Annotated in this window: 14 protein-coding genes; 5 read left to right on the top strand and 9 right to left on the bottom strand. The window is 64.3% G+C overall.

Annotation, left to right across the window (positions count from 1 at the left end; all coding sequences use genetic code 11):
• The first annotated feature begins 54 nt into the window (after window positions 1-54).
• The gene (locus VL129_RS04455; protein WP_325410490.1) at window positions 55-1,494 is read left to right on the top strand and encodes a SulP family inorganic anion transporter; all 1,440 of its coding nucleotides are present in this window, start codon (window positions 55-57) and stop codon (window positions 1,492-1,494) included.
• Window positions 1,495-1,664: 170 nt separating this feature from the next.
• Here the strand turns inward: VL129_RS04455 and VL129_RS04450 are convergent, their stop codons facing one another.
• Window positions 1,665-2,102, bottom strand: coding sequence for an HIT family protein (locus VL129_RS04450; RefSeq protein ID WP_325410488.1), 438 nt, complete (start codon window positions 2,100-2,102; stop codon window positions 1,665-1,667).
• A 130-nt stretch (window positions 2,103-2,232) separates the two neighbouring features.
• On the opposite strand from VL129_RS04450, the gene VL129_RS04445 reads away from it, so the two are divergent.
• On the top strand, window positions 2,233-2,817 hold the full coding sequence (locus tag VL129_RS04445) for a nitroreductase family protein (RefSeq protein ID WP_325410486.1): 585 nt from the start codon (window positions 2,233-2,235) through the stop codon (window positions 2,815-2,817).
• 4 nt (window positions 2,818-2,821) lie between these two features.
• Window positions 2,822-3,781, top strand: coding sequence for a ribonuclease Z (locus VL129_RS04440; RefSeq protein WP_325410484.1), 960 nt, complete (start codon window positions 2,822-2,824; stop codon window positions 3,779-3,781).
• A 15-nt stretch (window positions 3,782-3,796) separates the two neighbouring features.
• Here VL129_RS04440 and VL129_RS04435 read toward each other — a convergent pair whose 3' ends face one another.
• From VL129_RS04435 to dinG, 7 genes are all read right to left on the bottom strand, one after another.
• Window positions 3,797-4,357, bottom strand: coding sequence for a lipid-binding SYLF domain-containing protein (locus tag VL129_RS04435; protein WP_325410482.1), 561 nt, complete (start codon window positions 4,355-4,357; stop codon window positions 3,797-3,799).
• A gap of 162 nt (window positions 4,358-4,519) precedes the next feature.
• Complete coding sequence (locus VL129_RS04430; RefSeq protein WP_325410480.1) at window positions 4,520-5,044, bottom strand: DUF3087 domain-containing protein; 525 nt, start codon at window positions 5,042-5,044, stop codon at window positions 4,520-4,522.
• A 75-nt stretch (window positions 5,045-5,119) separates the two neighbouring features.
• Window positions 5,120-6,601, bottom strand: coding sequence for a glutamate--tRNA ligase (gene gltX / locus VL129_RS04425; protein ID WP_325410478.1), 1,482 nt, complete (start codon window positions 6,599-6,601; stop codon window positions 5,120-5,122).
• Window positions 6,602-6,833: 232 nt separating this feature from the next.
• Window positions 6,834-8,165, bottom strand: a complete 1,332-nt coding sequence (locus VL129_RS04420) for a Wzz/FepE/Etk N-terminal domain-containing protein (protein WP_325410475.1) — start codon at window positions 8,163-8,165, stop codon at window positions 6,834-6,836.
• Window positions 8,166-8,406: 241 nt separating this feature from the next.
• Complete coding sequence (locus VL129_RS04415; RefSeq protein ID WP_325410473.1) at window positions 8,407-9,669, bottom strand: LPS O-antigen chain length determinant protein WzzB; 1,263 nt, start codon at window positions 9,667-9,669, stop codon at window positions 8,407-8,409.
• Window positions 9,670-10,191: 522 nt separating this feature from the next.
• Window positions 10,192-10,488 carry an integration host factor subunit beta gene (ihfB, locus tag VL129_RS04410; protein ID WP_325410471.1) on the bottom strand — a complete coding sequence of 99 codons (297 nt, stop codon included), beginning with the start codon at window positions 10,486-10,488 and terminating at the stop codon, window positions 10,192-10,194.
• A 120-nt stretch (window positions 10,489-10,608) separates the two neighbouring features.
• Window positions 10,609-12,744: an ATP-dependent DNA helicase DinG gene (gene dinG / locus VL129_RS04405; RefSeq protein ID WP_325410469.1), complete on the bottom strand. Its 2,136-nt coding sequence runs from the start codon at window positions 12,742-12,744 to the stop codon at window positions 10,609-10,611.
• A gap of 91 nt (window positions 12,745-12,835) precedes the next feature.
• On the opposite strand from dinG, the gene VL129_RS04400 reads away from it, so the two are divergent.
• Entirely contained in the window at window positions 12,836-13,297 is a 462-nt protein-coding gene (locus VL129_RS04400) for a CopD family protein (RefSeq protein WP_325410467.1), read from the top strand.
• A 200-nt stretch (window positions 13,298-13,497) separates the two neighbouring features.
• On the opposite strand, the gene VL129_RS04395 is transcribed toward VL129_RS04400, so the two are convergent.
• Entirely contained in the window at window positions 13,498-14,133 is a 636-nt protein-coding gene (locus VL129_RS04395) for an OmpA family protein (protein WP_325410465.1), read from the bottom strand.
• A 147-nt stretch (window positions 14,134-14,280) separates the two neighbouring features.
• On the opposite strand from VL129_RS04395, the gene VL129_RS04390 reads away from it, so the two are divergent.
• On the top strand, window positions 14,281-14,748 hold the full coding sequence (locus VL129_RS04390; protein ID WP_325410462.1) for a YchJ family protein: 468 nt from the start codon (window positions 14,281-14,283) through the stop codon (window positions 14,746-14,748).
• Window positions 14,749-14,798 lie beyond the last annotated feature (50 nt).

Raw genomic sequence — 14,798 nt, 5'->3', positions numbered from 1 at the left:
CGTCCGCTCTGCCTGCAGCCGTCTCTGGCTGCGCCAACTGCTTTCAGGTACCACATGAAACTCACCCGGCTCCGCGCCGATGTACTGGCCGGACTGACCACCTCGTTCGCCCTGGTGCCCGAGTGCATCGCCTTTGCCCTGGTGGCCCAGCTCAACCCGCTGATGGGCCTGTATGGCGCCTTCATCATCTGCACGATCACCGCGCTGTTCGGCGGGCGACCGGGCATGGTGTCCGGCGCGGCCGGCTCGATGGCGGTGGTGATCATTGCCCTGGTGATCGAGCACGGCGTCCAGTACTTGCTGGCCACCGTGCTGTTGAGCGGGCTGCTGATGGTGCTGTTCGGGGCGCTGCGACTCGGCAAGCTGATCCGCATGGTGCCGCACCCGGTGATGCTCGGCTTCGTGAACGGGCTGGCGATCGTGATCGCGCTGGCCCAGCTCGAACATCTGAAGGTGGACGGCCAGTGGATGACCGGCCCGAGCCTGTACTGGATGCTCGGGCTGATCGCCGCCACCATGCTGGTTGTCTACCTGCTACCGCGCCTGACCCGCGCCATTCCCTCGGCCCTGGCGGCGATCCTCAGCTTGGGCGCGGCGACCTGGTTCTTCGCGCTGCCGACCCATACCCTCGGCGACATGGCGCCGCTGGCCGGCGGCCTGCCCAGTCTGGCCTGGCCAGATGTGCCCTGGAATCTGCAGACGCTGGGCATCATCGCGCCCTATGCGGTGCTGATGGCACTGGTCGGCCTGCTGGAAACCCTGCTGACCCTCAACCTCACCGACGAGATCACCCAGAGCCGTGGCCATACCAACCGCGAGTGCGTGGCGCTGGGCGCGGCGAACGTCACCTCGGGGCTGTGCGGCGGCATGGGCGGCTGCGCGATGATCGGCCAGACCATGATCAACCTGGGCTCCGGTGGTCGCGGGCGCCTGTCCGGCGTGGTGGCGGGGGTGATGATCCTGCTGTACGTGCTGTTCCTCTCGCCGCTGATCGAGCAGATCCCGCTGGCGGCGCTGGTGGGCGTGATGTTCGTGGTGGCGCAGCAGACCTTCGCCTGGGCCTCGCTGCGGGTGATGAATCGCGTGCCGCGCAACGATGCGCTGGTGATCGTCGCGGTGACCATCATCACCGTGTTCACCGACCTGGCGATGGCCGTGCTGTGCGGCATCATCATCGCCGCGCTGAACTTCGCCTGGCAGCAGGGCCGCGAACTGTACGCGGACAGCCACGACCAGACCGATGGCAGCAAGCTCTACCTGCCTCACGGCACGCTGTTCTTCGCCTCGACGACCCGCTTTCTGGAGCTGTTCGACCCGGCCAACGATCCACGGCTGGTCACCCTGGACTGCAAGCACCTGTCGTTCGTGGACTATTCGGCGATCGAGGCGCTCAAGGTACTGCGCGACCGCTACGCACGCGCCGGCAAGCAACTGCGGGTAGTACACCTGTCGGAGCGCTGCAAGCAGCTGCTGCGCCGCGCCGGACTGGCCTGAGGGCCCACTGGCCCCGTGCAGAACCTGACGGCGGCCAGGAAAAGCGCTGACCGCCCTACTCCTGGCCATGTAACCGTAGGGTGGACAACGTCTTTCTTGTCCACCAGTGGCCCCGCGCCGTGCCTGGCGGCGGGCAGGAAAACGCTGACCGCCCTATGTTGGCGTAAGCCTCAGCCCGCCAGGCGCTTGGCCAGGCGTTCCTGCAAGGCCTTCAGGTCGGCTTCGTCCCCTTTCTGCGCCGCATGTACGCCCAGGCCCTGACCTTCATAGCGCGGCACGATATGGAAGTGGATGTGGAACACCGTCTGCCCGGCCAGCGCGCCATTGAACTGGGCGATCTGGATGCCGGCCGGCTCCAGTTCCTCGGCCACCGCGCGCGCCACCTTCTGGGTCGCCAGGGTCACCTTGCACAGGTTGTCCGCATCGATTTCCAGCAGGTTGCGCGCTGCCGCCTGCTTCGGAATGACCAGCGTGTGGCCACGGGACTGCGGGAACAGGTCGAGGAACGCCAGCACGTCCTCGTCCTCGTACAGTTTGTAGCAGGGGGCTTCGCCGCGAATGATCTTGGCGAAGATGTTCTGGGCGTCGTAGTCGCCGTGCAGGCTCATCGGGCTCTCCTTGAGCGGTTGTCAGTGGCGGAAAGATACCGGCTTGCGCGCGCTCAGGCACGCACCACAACGTTGGCACCGCCCGGCCTTTTTGCGTTAATCGTCCCTTTCCCATTGCCAGGAGTACGGCATGAGCAATAACCGACAGCCACAGCATCCCGTCGATGCCAGCTTCCCCGGCCGCTGGTCGCCCCGCGCCTTCACCGGCCAGGCGCTGAGCCGGGAGCAGCTGAGCGCGCTGTTCGAAGCGGCGCGCTGGGCACCGTCAGCAATGAACGTGCAGCCGTGGCGCTTCTGCTATGCGCTCAAGGGCACGCCGCTGTTCGAGCGTTTCGTGGATCTGCTGGCCGAAGGCAACCAGGTCTGGGCGAAACACGCCGGCGCGCTGGTGGCGCTGCTGTCCACCACCACCTACGTGGGCAGCGACGGTGGCGAAAAACCGTTCGCCAGCCATGCCTTCGACGCCGGCGCCGCCTGGATGAGCCTGGCGCTGCAGGCCCGGTCCATGGGACTGGTCAGCCATGCCATGGGCGGCTTCGACAGCGTGCGTGCGCGGGATTACCTGCAGGTTCCGGACAACCTGGCGATCAACGCCTTCATCGCCATCGGTTACCAGGGCGATGCCGCGCAGTTGCCGGAAGCGCTGCAGGCCCGCGAGCAGGCCAGCGACCGCCGCCCGCAGGAAGACTGGACCTTCGAAGGTCCGCTGGCCTGAGCCCATGGACCTGCTGTTTCTCGGCACCTCCTCCGGCACACCGACCCGGGCGCGCAATGTCAGCGGGCTTGGGCTGCTGGAGGAGAATGGCAAGGGCTGGTACCTGATCGATTGCGGCGAAGCCACGCAGCACCAGGTGCTGCGCACGCCGCTGTCGCTGTCGGCGCTGCGCGCCATCTTCATCACCCATGTGCACGGCGATCACTGCTTCGGCCTGCCCGGGCTGCTGGCCAGCGCAGCGCTGCAGGGACGCCAGGCGCCGCTGGAGATCATCGCGCCGCAGGGCATCGAGGCCTGGCTGAACGCCACGCTCGCCATGAGCCAGACCTGGCTGCCCTACCCGCTGGTCTTCCATGCGGTCGAAACCCTGCAGGAATGGCGCACGCCGCGGATGCGCGTGCGCCGCACCGCCCTGTCCCATCGCAGCCCCAGCTTCGCCTATCGCTTCGAAGAGGCACGGCCGGATACGACACTGGACATTGCGCGCCTGGAGCGCGACGCGATTCCCCGCGGTCCGCTGTGGGGCCAACTGGCGCGGGGCGTCGATACCGAACATGACGGGCGCCTGCTGCGCAGCGAGGATTACCTGCTGGCGGGAAGAGCACCACGCGTCATCGTGATCGGCGGAGACAATGACTCGCCCGCGCTACTGGCAGAAGCCTGCCGGGGCGCCCAGGTGCTGGTGCATGAGGCAACCTTCAGCCACGCCGACATCGACGCCCGTGGCAGCTTCGGCCACAGTACAGCCGCCTCGGTTGCCGCATTCGCTCAGGAGGCCGGATTGCCGAACCTGGTGCTCACCCACTTCAGCGCGCGCTATCAGCACGCGCCGGGTCGCGGCGCTTGCATCACCGAACTGCACGACGAGGCCAGGGCACGCTATCAGGGAACACTGTTCCTGGCGGACGACTTCCTGCACCTGCACCTGGGCAAGGAGGGTGCGTTGCAGCGGGTCGAGCGCTAGCGCGGGCAAGCCGCTTCAGGGCTTGATCGGCGAAATCTTCGTGCCCTCGATGCTGATCCCGGCCATCAATCCCTTCTGATCGAAGATGAAGGCATAGGCATCATCCTTCAGGGTCGAACTCGACAGGTTCCTCGCCACGCCCTCATCGACCACGACCACGGTCGGCCCCACGCCGATCTCCCAGCCCTTGGTCTGACGCAGGTAATCCACGGCCTTCTCGGTCATCAGGAACACCACATAGCCGTATGACTGGGCACCCAGCTGCAGCCCCCAGGAGCCACCCACCGAGTTGTAGTAGCCGTCAACTTTCGAGCCCCGGAACAGCACGCCCTCACCGTAACTGCCGCCGAATACCAGGCCGGCCTTGAGGATTTTCGGGAAGACGAGCACCGCCTTGGCATTGCGCGAAATGGTTTCGGCAAATGGCTGGGTCCTGTAGAGGCTCTGCAGCGCCTGCCGCGCGTCGGCGGTCAGCTCCTCGGCAGTGGCGGCGCTTGCGGGATTGAACAGGCTCGCGAAGACCAACAAGGCGGTCGCGAGGATTAACGAGGGAAAGGTTCTCAAGGATCTGACCATGTCATGCGCCTCCACAATCGCTAACCGAACGGGCATCGACAGCAACGAGAGGGTCTACCCCCGGGCCACCGTACGCCTGAGCCTAGCCAAACCCTTGAATCCATTCAGTCCCCCCGCTGGCCATCTGACCAGTGGGCGCGAGGCGCATGGCGGCCTCAACGTCTATTTGAAGCCCTTCACCGCTTCCAACCAATTCGGATCGAGACGACTCTGTTCGATATCCAGCCCCTGGGCCTCCATGGCCTCGCGGTGCTGGTCGATCTCGCGGACCATCTGGCTGAGTTCGCTGAGGTTGCCGTCGAGCTGGTGCATCTGCGTGACGCCCAGATGATAGAAGCGCAGCAGCTTCATGGCGGCGGGGTCTTTGGCCTCGATCCCGGCCTTGACCTGGTGCATCTGGTTGGTGACGCGCATCAGGCTGCGCTTGAGTCGCCAGCCATACACCGCCGGCGCCATCCAGGGTGTGGACCAGAGCTTGAGGCGGACGATGGCCACGGTGCCGGCCAGGCCGGTCAGCACGCCCAGCAGGTTCCAGCGGAAGTTGTCGCCGCCCGGTTCACCCAACAGCTTCACGGCGACGGTGGCCGAGGTCAGCGCCAGCAGCACGAAGATGGCCAGGATGGCCAGGGTGATGGTGCGGGTTTCCTTGCGGTAACGCTCCGGGCTCATGGGCTGGATTTCAAACATGCGAGACGACTCCCGTACTGCAGCAATGAAAAGGGCCAGCGATGCCGGCCCTCATGAATCAAAGAAAGTACTGGATCAGCCGATGGCCGCCAACAGCTTCTCCCATTCCTTGTTCTCCTTCTTCGACACGCCACCGAGCAGCTCGATGGCCTGGCGCAGACGGAAGCGGGTCAGGTCGGGACCGAGGATTTCCATGGCGTCGAGCACCGACACCGAGCTGGCCTGGCCGGTGATGGCCGGGAACATCAACGGCATCAGGTCGCGCAGCTTGAGGTCCATGGACTCGGCCACCGCCTGGATCACCGCGGTGATGCCGTCCTTGCTCCACTGGCGCAGGGCTTCGAGCTTCCACAGCACCAGTTGCATGGCCTGGCGCACCTGCTCGGGCGACAGCTTCTTGTGCTCGAACAGCGCGGCGTCCAGGTTCAGCCCGCCGGAGAAGAAGAACGCAGCCAGCGGCGCGATCTGGCTGAAGGTTTCCACGCGGCCCTGCACGTGCGGGGCGATCTTCATCAGGTACTCGGGATTGAACGCCCACTTCTGCACTTCCGCGGCGAAGCGCTCCACCGGCAGTTCGCGCAGCCACTGGCCGTTCAGCCAGGAGAGTTTTTCCAGATCGAAGATCGGCCCGCCCAGCGACACGCGGGTGATGTCGAAGTTGGCAATCATCTCGTCGAGGGTGAACTTCTCGCGCTCGTCCGGCATCGACCAGCCCATGCGGCCCAGGTAGTTGAGCATCGCCTGGGGCAGGAAGCCCATGCGCTGGTAGAAGGTGATCGAGGTCGGGTTCTTGCGCTTGGAGAGTTTGCTCTTGTCCGGGTTGCGCAGCAGCGGCATATAGCAGTTAACCGGCGCTTCCCAGCCAAAGTACTCGTACAGCTTGAGCAGCTTGGGCGCGGATGGCAGCCACTCCTCGCCACGCAGCACGTGGGTGATGCCCATCAGGTGGTCATCCACCACGTTGGCCAGGAAGTAGGTGGGCAGGCCGTCGGCCTTCATCAGCACCTGCATGTCGATGCGGTCCCAGCCGATCTCCACCTCGCCGCGCAGCATGTCCTTGACCACGCAGACGCCTTCGCTCGGCACCTTCATGCGCACCACGTGCGACTCGCCGGCGGCGACGCGACGCTGTGCCTCCTCGGGCGCGATGTGCATGCAGTGACCGTCGTAGCGCGGGGTTTCCTTGTTGGCCATCTGCTCGGCGCGCACCGCATCCAGGCGCTCGGCGGAGCAGAAGCACGGGAAGGCATGGCCCTTGGCGACCAGCTCGTCCGAGTATTTCTTGTAGATGGCGCCCCGCTCGCTCTGCCGGTACGGACCGTGCGGACCGCCGACGTCCGGACCCTCGTCCCACTCGATGCCCAGCCAGCGCAGCGCGTCATAGATCTGCTGCTCGGATTCACGGGTCGAGCGCACCTGATCGGTGTCCTCGATACGCAGAATGAACTGACCGCCGTGCTGACGGGCAAAGCAGAGGTTGAACAGGGCGATGTAGGCAGTGCCGACGTGCGGATCGCCGGTGGGCGACGGCGCGATGCGGGTACGAACGGTGGTCATGGCGACTCTCGAAGGGGGGGACAAATCGAAGGCGCGATGGTAACAGGGGCGGTGGCGCGGGCTCCAGCACGGGGACGCCCTACCCTACCGGTGCATGCTCGCGGCTCCGCGTACAGGACCGTCAAAGGCTCGCAAATGAATTCGCTCCCACAGGGCCACCATATGGCTGGCGTTTTTGTGGGAGCGGACGACTCCACGAGCTATGGGTACGGGCCGGGAGGCCTGTACTGGATCAGATCGCGGCCGGCAGGCGCGGCTGCCTGGGCTGCGCGCCGCGCAGCATGCCACGCACCAGGGCGATGAACACGCCGAGCATGCCTCCCAGCACCAGACCCAGGGCCAGGATCAGGGCCTTTTTCGGCTTGATCGGCTTGCTTGGTTCTACGGCGCGCTGGTCAATGGTGACTAAGCGGAGGCTGTCGAAGTCCACCTTGAGGTTACGCAGCCGCGATTCTTCCTCGCGCAACTTGGCCAGGTCGGTGAGGAACAAGTCCTCGTTCTCGCGCAGCTTGAGCACTTCGATCTGCCGGTTGTTTTCCAGCAACTGCAGCTCCTTGAGGATCTCGCCGATGCGCGGCTCGGTGAAGTCATCCGACTTGCGCTGCTGCAGGGTCTTGCGTTCCGCCTCCAGCGCATCGGTCCCCATGAAGTACAGCGGGATCTGCTGGTTGTTCACCTCGGTGCGCACGGTGTTGCCCTGCGTCGAGCGCTGCTCCTGCCCCAGCGCCGACGGCGTGGTGGGCTTGCGAATACCCAGGGCGTCGGCAATACGGATCGCCTCGCCCAATTGCGCGATGCGGTTTTCCCGGCGGGTTTTCAGTTGGGTGCGTAGAGCACCCAGCTCGTCTTGCAACAGGGCGCGCTTGAGTCGGTCAGCCTCGTCGAGCTGGACGATACGGGATTCCTTGCTGGCCTCGTAACTGGCCCGCGCCGAGGTGATGCTCAGAGCCAGGTTCCTCAGACGGTTCTCGATAATGATCCGCACATCCTGTTCGAGTTTGTCGCGCTCATGCTGGATAGCGAAGTCAACCAACTGGTTGAGGATGGTCACACCATCGAGCGTGGCGGAATAGTCCAGCTGCAGACCAACATAGGCCGTCAGGTTTTCGTCAGCTTTCTTGGAGTCAGGAACGAGCAGCTTGAAGGCTTTTTCATTGAACGCATCAAAGGTTTGCTCAGGCGTGATGCCCTCCTTGGCCAACTCCGCGAACAGTGCCGGGTAGGCCCGGAAGAACTCCAAGCGCACCTCATAGGAATCCAGCGCCGAACCCACCCTCTTCAGGGCCTCCGCGGTGGACAGCTTGTAGACCTCGGTTCGGTTCAGCTCGTCCAAGTCCTTGACCTGCGGGGAACGCAGAACGCTCTGGATCTGGTAAACGGGCGTTGCCAGGAAGGCATAGAGGGCGGCCAGGCACAGGCAGGCGGCCGTTACAAGAGCGATCAGCAGACGCTGGCTCCACAGCTTGCGGAAGAGTTCGAGCAGGTCGATTTCGTCGGAGGGCTTGGATGAGGCGGCAGTTTGCAGAGGCAGATCAATTGCGGTCACTGGCAAGTTCCATTTCATTGCCTAAAACAAGCGGCATGTCGAACGTGAAATTCGTCACACCACCAAGACGGCGCGGATTCTGCCAGAAGCCGGAAAGAAAGGACAACGCAAGGGATTGGCGCACCGCTCACCTGGAGCAGCTTGCAGTAGTCCAAACGCAGATTGTGCCGGCCATCCATGCACTCCTCGACTGACCGGCAACAGCAAAACACGTGACAATTCGCCGCAGCCATTGACTGCAAGCAGCGTCCCAGGGCGGCTAGTTAGCCGGCCGTACGCGCCGCGGCTGCATCAGATTGCGCATCAGCGCCACGAAAACACCCAGCATGCCGCCCAGCACCACACCCAGCGCCAGGATGAGGGCGCGCTTGGGCTTGAGGCGCTTCAGGGGCTTTTGCGCCGGCTGGTCGATCCGCGCCAACTGCAGGGTCGAGGCATCGAATTCGATGCCTTCCAAACGAGCCGCCTCTTCGCGCAACTTGGCCAACTCGCTGAGGTAAAGATCCTCGTCCTGACGCTGCTGCAGCACCTCCACCTGACGGTTGTGACGCAGCATGTCCAGCTCCTTCTGGATCTCACCGATGCGCGGCTCCATGAAGTCATCGCTGGTGCGGGCTCGCAGCACATCACGTTCCGCCTCCAAGGCATCGACACCCAGGAAGTACAGCGGGATCTCTCGACTGGTGATTTCCGTGCGCACACCCTGCCCCGCATCCGCCATGGCGGTCGGAGTGGTGGGTTTGCGAATACCCAGCGATCGGGCGATACGGATCGCCTCATCGAGAACACTCAGGCGGTTCTCACGGCGAATCTTCAACTCGGTGCGCAAGGCGCGCAGCTCATCCTCCAGCTCGGCCTTCTTCAGGGCGGCCTTTTCGAGCAACGCGGCAATCTCGGCCTCCTTGCCGGCCTGATAGCTGGCACGCGCGGCCTCGATGCGCTGCTCGATGTTGGCCTTGCGGTTGGCAATCACCACCCCCAGGTCACTGGCCACACGCTCACGCTCCCGCTGGAGAACAAAGGCGACGAACTCATTCACTACCGAGACGCCATCCATCGAAGCCGGGTAGGTCAGCGCCAGCCCGACAAACTCCCCCTGATTCTTCTTCGGGTCGGGATAGAGCATGGCAAAGGATTCGCTGTTGAAATTCTCGAACGCCTGCTCGGCAGTCAACTCCTGACGGGCCAGATCCGCAAAGAGATCCTCATTACCCTGGAAGAACTCCAGGCGGTTGCCATAGGACGACAATCCGCCGCTCACGCGCGCCAAGGCCTCCAGCGGCTTGAGTTCGTAGACCTCGGTGGCGTTCAGGGAGTCAAGTACACCCACTTCGACAGGGCGCAGGATGCTTTGCACCCGATAATAGGGCGTGGCCAGAAAGGCATAAAGAACAGCAATCAACGTGATGAAGGCGGTGATGCCGACAATTATCCAGCGCTGATCCCAGAGGGATCGGATCAATTCCCGCAGGTCGATCTCGTCATTGTTTTCATTGACCATGCGGTAAGGCTGATCTTGCATGTTTCAGCTCCAAAGGGGCTCGGCTCGGTACAACCTGGTCAGGTCTCTCCTTGTCGCAAACCAGAAACCATGTTGACGCTCAGAGACGAACCAGGCGGATCCGCTCCGACACGCAACGTTCAAACAAGTTCATTCCTTCCACGTCTGCAACGTGAAATGCCCAACTTAAGCAGGCGATCACAGCAGACCCGTCTGAAACCTGGCGTCAAAATGCCACATATGGAAAGAAATGCAAATTAAGTGCCGTTACTGGCAGAGCGACTTGGCCGCTTCCGAGGCTGACTGACCTACCCGCGATGCTCCAAGGCACGCCGGGCCGTACGCGGCTGCGGCTAAGACGAACGATGAGGAAACCCGCAAGCAGCGGTTCGTCCCCGCAGGCCGCCGAAAGGCAAGGATAAGTACGCTGGCGACAGGCGGCGTTGCCAGCCATACAGCAGCACGGGAACTTGCTGGATAGTGTCGACAGGAAGAAATCTGCCAGTAGGGGGATCAAGGCCTACGCTATCGATGACCTCAGGCTCAGTCGAGGGTTTCGCCTTCCTCATTCACCCGATCCCGCAGTTCCTTGCCGGGCTTGAAGTGCGGCACGAACTTGCCGTCCAGGCTGACCGACTGGCCGGTCTTGGGGTTGCGGCCAACGCGTGGTTCCCGGTAGTGCAGGGAGAAGCTGCCGAAGCCACGGATCTCGATCCTCTCGCCCGTGGCCAGGGCTTCCGACATCTGTTCCAGCATGTTCTTGATGGCCAGCTCGACGTCTTTCGACGACAGCTGCCCCTGCTGCGTGACAATCCGTTCGATCAACTCCGACTTGGTCATGGTTTTCCCTTCTTTTTCAAGCGGCTAGACCAACATTGCCGTTGGGTTTTAGCACGCTGCGCAGAATTTGAACAGCCCGCGCGCCGAGAAGGGGAAACCCGACCAGAAAAGCGTGAAAAATCAGTCGATTTGCCGCCGGAACGGGGGCAGCGCATTGAGGATCGCCTTGCCATACCGCTGGGTCACCACGCGGCGATCCAGCAGGCTGATCATGCCGCTGTCCTGCTCGGTGCGCAGCAGCCGGCCGCAGGCCTGCACGAGCTTGAGCGCGGCATCGGGCACGGCAATCTCCATGAACGGATTGCCGCCGCGTGCTTCGATCCATTCGGCCAGCGCCGCCTCAACCGGGTCGTCCGGCACTGCGAAGGGGATCTTGGCAATCACCACGTGTTCGCAATAGGCGCCCGGCAGATCGACGCCCTCTGAGAAGCTGGCCAGGCCGAACAACACGCTGGGCTCGCCATCATCGACCCGCGCCTTGTGTTTGTTGAGGGTTTCCTGCTTGGACAGGTTGCCCTGGATCAGCACACGCCTGCGCCAGTCACGCTCGACGCCATCGAACACCTCCTGCATCTGCTTGCGCGAGGAAAACAGCACCAGCGCGCCGCGCGCGCCTTCCAGCAGGCCCGGCAGCTCGCGCACGATGGCGGCCGTGTGGGCGGCGCTGTCACGCGGATCGGCCTTGAGGTCGGGGACGCGCAGCACACCCGCCTCGGCATGCTTGAACGGACTGGGCACCACCGCCGTCACCGCCGCGCGCGGCAGGCCGGCGCGCATGCGGAAACGCTCGAAACTGTTCAGCGCGGTCAGGGTCGCCGAGGTCACCAGCGCACCGTGGGCCACGTTCCACAGGTTGCGCCGCAGGGTATCGGCGGCCAGGATTGGGCTGGCATTCACCTCAATGTCATGGCTTTCAGCCAGGGTCAGCCAGCGTGCCATTGGCGGGCTGTCTTCGGGATCCTCGCTGGTGAAGGCAGTCCACAGCTCCCAGTTGGACTGCGCCCGGCTGAGCAGGCTGCCGAACAGCGGATACCATTCCTCGGCCTGATGGCTGGCCAAGCCAGCGCCGGCGTCGCCGTCCATCGCCTCCTTGAGCAGTTCGGCCAGGCGGGTGAAGACATCGGTCAGCCGCGAGAAGCCCTTCTTCAGCTCAATGCCCAGCTCGTGCAGGTGCTCGGGCACCACGCCGCCCTGGAAACGGTGGCGGGGACGCTCGCGCCCCTCCATGTCTTCGCCCGTCTGAAAATCCGCCACCTGCTCACAGGCGGCGAACATGAATTGCTGCTGGCTGCGCAGTTCCCGCGCCAGCTCCGGCACGCCTTCAATCAGCCGCCCCAGCTCGCCAGGCAGCGGGTGCTGGGCCAGCAGCTTGGTGAGGTTCTTCTCCACCTGGCCAAGCCAGTCAGCAGTGGAGCGCAGGCGGCTGAAATGGGCGAAGTGGCCGATGGCCTTGTCGGGCAGGTGATGGCCCTCGTCGAACACGTAGAGGGTTTCACGTGGATCGGGCAGTACCGCGCCGCCGCCCAGCGCCAGGTCGGCCAGCACCATGTCGTGGTTGGTGACTATCACGTCAACCTTAGTCATGCCTTCGCGGGCGCGGTAGAAGCTGCACTGCTGGAAGTTCGGACAGTGCCGGCCAGTGCACTGGCTGTGATCGGTGGTCAGTTGCGACCAGACGGTATCCTCAAGTTCCTGGGGCCAGCTGTCACGGTCGCCGTCCCAGCGGTTACCGGCCAGCTTCTCGATCATCTGCGTGTAGAGCTTCTGGCTGGCCTCGTCGACGTCGAGGCGAAAGCCTTCCTCCTCGAACAGCTGGGCGGTGGCGCTCTGCGCCTGGCCTTCCTGCATGAGCAAATCCAGCCGTGACAGGCACAGGTAGCGGCCGCGCCCCTTGGCCAGGGCGAAACTGAAGTTCAGACCACTGTTGCGGATCAGATCCGGCAGGTCCTTGTGGACGATCTGCTCCTGCAGCGCCACCGTGGCCGTGGCGATCACCAGGCGTTTGCCGGCGGCGCGAGCGGCGGGGATGGCGGCCAGGCTGTAGGCCACCGTCTTGCCGGTGCCGGTGCCGGCCTCGATGGCCACCACCGCCGGCTCGCCGTCGCGGCGCCCTTCGTCATCGACCTTGATGGCGCCCAGCACCTTGGCCACCTCGGCGATCATCAGCCGCTGGCCGTAGCGGGCCTTGAGGCCCTTGCTGTCGAGAAAGCGGGAGTAGGCGCCCTGGATCTGGGACTTGAGTTCGCTGCTGAGCATCGCGCTGTATATATTTTCAGTACTTTTCGGGGTGGCTATGATACCCGCCCCAGGCCAAAGACCCTACGCCCTGACAGCGGAGAATCACCCGATGCCCACCTTTACCCTGCTCTACGTATTGCACCTGCTGGCCGCACTGGTCTGGGTTGGCGGCATGTTCTTCGCCTGGATGATCCTGCGTCCGGCGGCCGTCGCCGTGTTGCAGCCGCCGGAGCGCCTGCGCCTGTGGCTCGAGGTGTTCGTGCGCTTCTTCTACTGGGTGTGGGCGGCCGTGCTGGTGCTGCCGGTCAGCGGGCTGGCAATGATGCACCTGCGCTTTTCCGGCTTCGATGCGGCGCCCGGCTACGTGCATGCAATGCTCGGGCTGTACCTGGCGATGCTGGCGCTGTTCCTGCGCGTCAGCCTGTTGCAGCTGCCGCAACTGCGCAGGGCGGTGGAGGCGCAGGACTGGCCGACCGGCGGCGCGGTGCTGGGCCGCATCCGCCGGTTGGTGGGCATCAATCTGTCGATCGGGCTGGTGATCATGGCGATTGCCGGGGCCCGGATGTTCTGAAGCGGGTATGCACGAAACCTATGGGAGCGAATTCGTTCGCGAGCTTTGGGACGCCCGGTCAGGGGTACCCTGCGGAAAAAAGCTCGCGGACAAGTCCGCTCCCACAGAAGCGGCGCCTGACCTGTGGGAGCGGCTTCAGCCGCGAGCTTCTGGGTTCGGCTTGCAGGGCAACATAGAACATAAAGCCCATTGGCAGCGGCCTATTCCACCCGTGCCTCGACCACCGCCTCCACGCGGCGATTGATGGCCCGTCCTTCCTCGCTGTCGTTGTCGGCCACCGGACGGGCCTCGCCGAAGCCGATGGCGTCCACCCGGCCGGGCTGGATGCCGAACTCGCTCACCAGCACTTCTCGCACGGCCATGGCCCGGCGCTCGGAGAGGCTCTGGTTGTAGGCCTCGGTACCCACCGCGTCGGTGTGCCCCTCCACCACCGTGGTGGTCTGCGGGAACTGCTTCATGAACTCCGCCACGTCGCGGATATCCGCGTAGCTTTCCGGCTTGACGACCTGACGGTCGAAATCGAACTTCACATCCAGCTCGACCCGCAGGGTCTCCGCCGGCGCAGGGTCAATGGACGGAACCATGGGCTCTTCAACCTCCACCTGCGTCACGACTTCCTGGCCCTGGCCTTGCGCCCAGCAATAGCCGCCCGCCGTAGTGGCGGCGATCAACGCGCCCCAGCCTGCGTAGCTGCTGCTCTCGAAGGCGCCGAGCGCGGCGCCCGTGACGCCGCCAACTGCCGCGCAGGTCGGCCAGTCGCTTTTCTGCAGGCCGGCGCAACCACTCAGTACGCCGGTCAACACCACCAACGGTATCGCGTTCCTTACGATGCTCATCACTGTCTCCTGGATGAATCGGTGTAGCCAATCGCCAGTGAGTTAAGCAGCACATCCAATGCGCGCCAGTTCACAGTGGAACGCGCGTCAGCCGTCCCGCGCTTTCGCCTATGATTGCGCTCCCCTGTCCGATGTCGAGTGAAGACCATGCCTCCCGCCTGCCCCTGCACCAGTGGTCAGTCGCTGGCCGACTGTTGCGGCCGCTACCATGCCGGCACACCGGCACCCAGTGCCGAGCAACTGATGCGTTCGCGCTATAGCGCCTACGTGCTGGGACTGATCGACTATCTGGTCGCCACCACCCTGCCGGCGCAGCAGCCGGGGCTCGAGCGCCAGGCCATGGCGGCCTGGAGTGCGCAAAGCGTGTGGCTCGGCCTGGAAGTCGAGCACGCCGAAGTGCTGGGCGGCACGCCGGAACACGCGCGCGTGACCTTCACGGCGCGCTGGCACGGCGCAGAGGGCGACCACAGCCATCGCGAACGCTCGGCGTTCGTGCAACACGACGGTCGCTGGTATTTCATCGATCCCACCGTACCGCTGCAGGCCGGCCGCAACGATCCCTGCCCGTGTGGCAGTGGGGTGAAATTCAAGAAGTGCTGTGCAGCCTATCTGTGATCCGCCACGGTGGGCAGCGCCGCGCGTGGCCGCTACAATCCAGCGCATTC

It is taken from the genome of Pseudomonas sp., from assembly GCF_035497915.1.
Taxonomy (GTDB): Bacteria; Pseudomonadota; Gammaproteobacteria; order Pseudomonadales; family Pseudomonadaceae; genus Serpens.
This window is presented reverse-complemented; position numbering and strand designations above follow the sequence as displayed.

What these genes read in the sequence shown, in the direction of transcription:
- VL129_RS04455 (WP_325410490.1), top strand. Translation starts at nt 55, where the DNA reads ATGAAACTCACCCGGCTCCGCGCCGATGTACTGGCCGGACTGACCACC.
- VL129_RS04450 (WP_325410488.1), bottom strand. Translation starts at nt 2,102, where the DNA reads ATGAGCCTGCACGGCGACTACGACGCCCAGAACATCTTCGCCAAGATC.
- VL129_RS04445 (WP_325410486.1), top strand. Translation starts at nt 2,233, where the DNA reads ATGAGCAATAACCGACAGCCACAGCATCCCGTCGATGCCAGCTTCCCC.
- VL129_RS04440 (WP_325410484.1), top strand. Translation starts at nt 2,822, where the DNA reads ATGGACCTGCTGTTTCTCGGCACCTCCTCCGGCACACCGACCCGGGCG.
- VL129_RS04435 (WP_325410482.1), bottom strand. Translation starts at nt 4,357, where the DNA reads ATGGTCAGATCCTTGAGAACCTTTCCCTCGTTAATCCTCGCGACCGCC.
- VL129_RS04430 (WP_325410480.1), bottom strand. Translation starts at nt 5,044, where the DNA reads ATGTTTGAAATCCAGCCCATGAGCCCGGAGCGTTACCGCAAGGAAACC.
- gltX (WP_325410478.1), bottom strand. Translation starts at nt 6,601, where the DNA reads ATGACCACCGTTCGTACCCGCATCGCGCCGTCGCCCACCGGCGATCCG.
- VL129_RS04420 (WP_325410475.1), bottom strand. Translation starts at nt 8,165, where the DNA reads ATGAAATGGAACTTGCCAGTGACCGCAATTGATCTGCCTCTGCAAACT.
- VL129_RS04415 (WP_325410473.1), bottom strand. Translation starts at nt 9,669, where the DNA reads ATGCAAGATCAGCCTTACCGCATGGTCAATGAAAACAATGACGAGATC.
- ihfB (WP_325410471.1), bottom strand. Translation starts at nt 10,488, where the DNA reads ATGACCAAGTCGGAGTTGATCGAACGGATTGTCACGCAGCAGGGGCAG.
- dinG (WP_325410469.1), bottom strand. Translation starts at nt 12,744, where the DNA reads ATGCTCAGCAGCGAACTCAAGTCCCAGATCCAGGGCGCCTACTCCCGC.
- VL129_RS04400 (WP_325410467.1), top strand. Translation starts at nt 12,836, where the DNA reads ATGCCCACCTTTACCCTGCTCTACGTATTGCACCTGCTGGCCGCACTG.
- VL129_RS04395 (WP_325410465.1), bottom strand. Translation starts at nt 14,133, where the DNA reads ATGAGCATCGTAAGGAACGCGATACCGTTGGTGGTGTTGACCGGCGTA.
- VL129_RS04390 (WP_325410462.1), top strand. Translation starts at nt 14,281, where the DNA reads ATGCCTCCCGCCTGCCCCTGCACCAGTGGTCAGTCGCTGGCCGACTGT.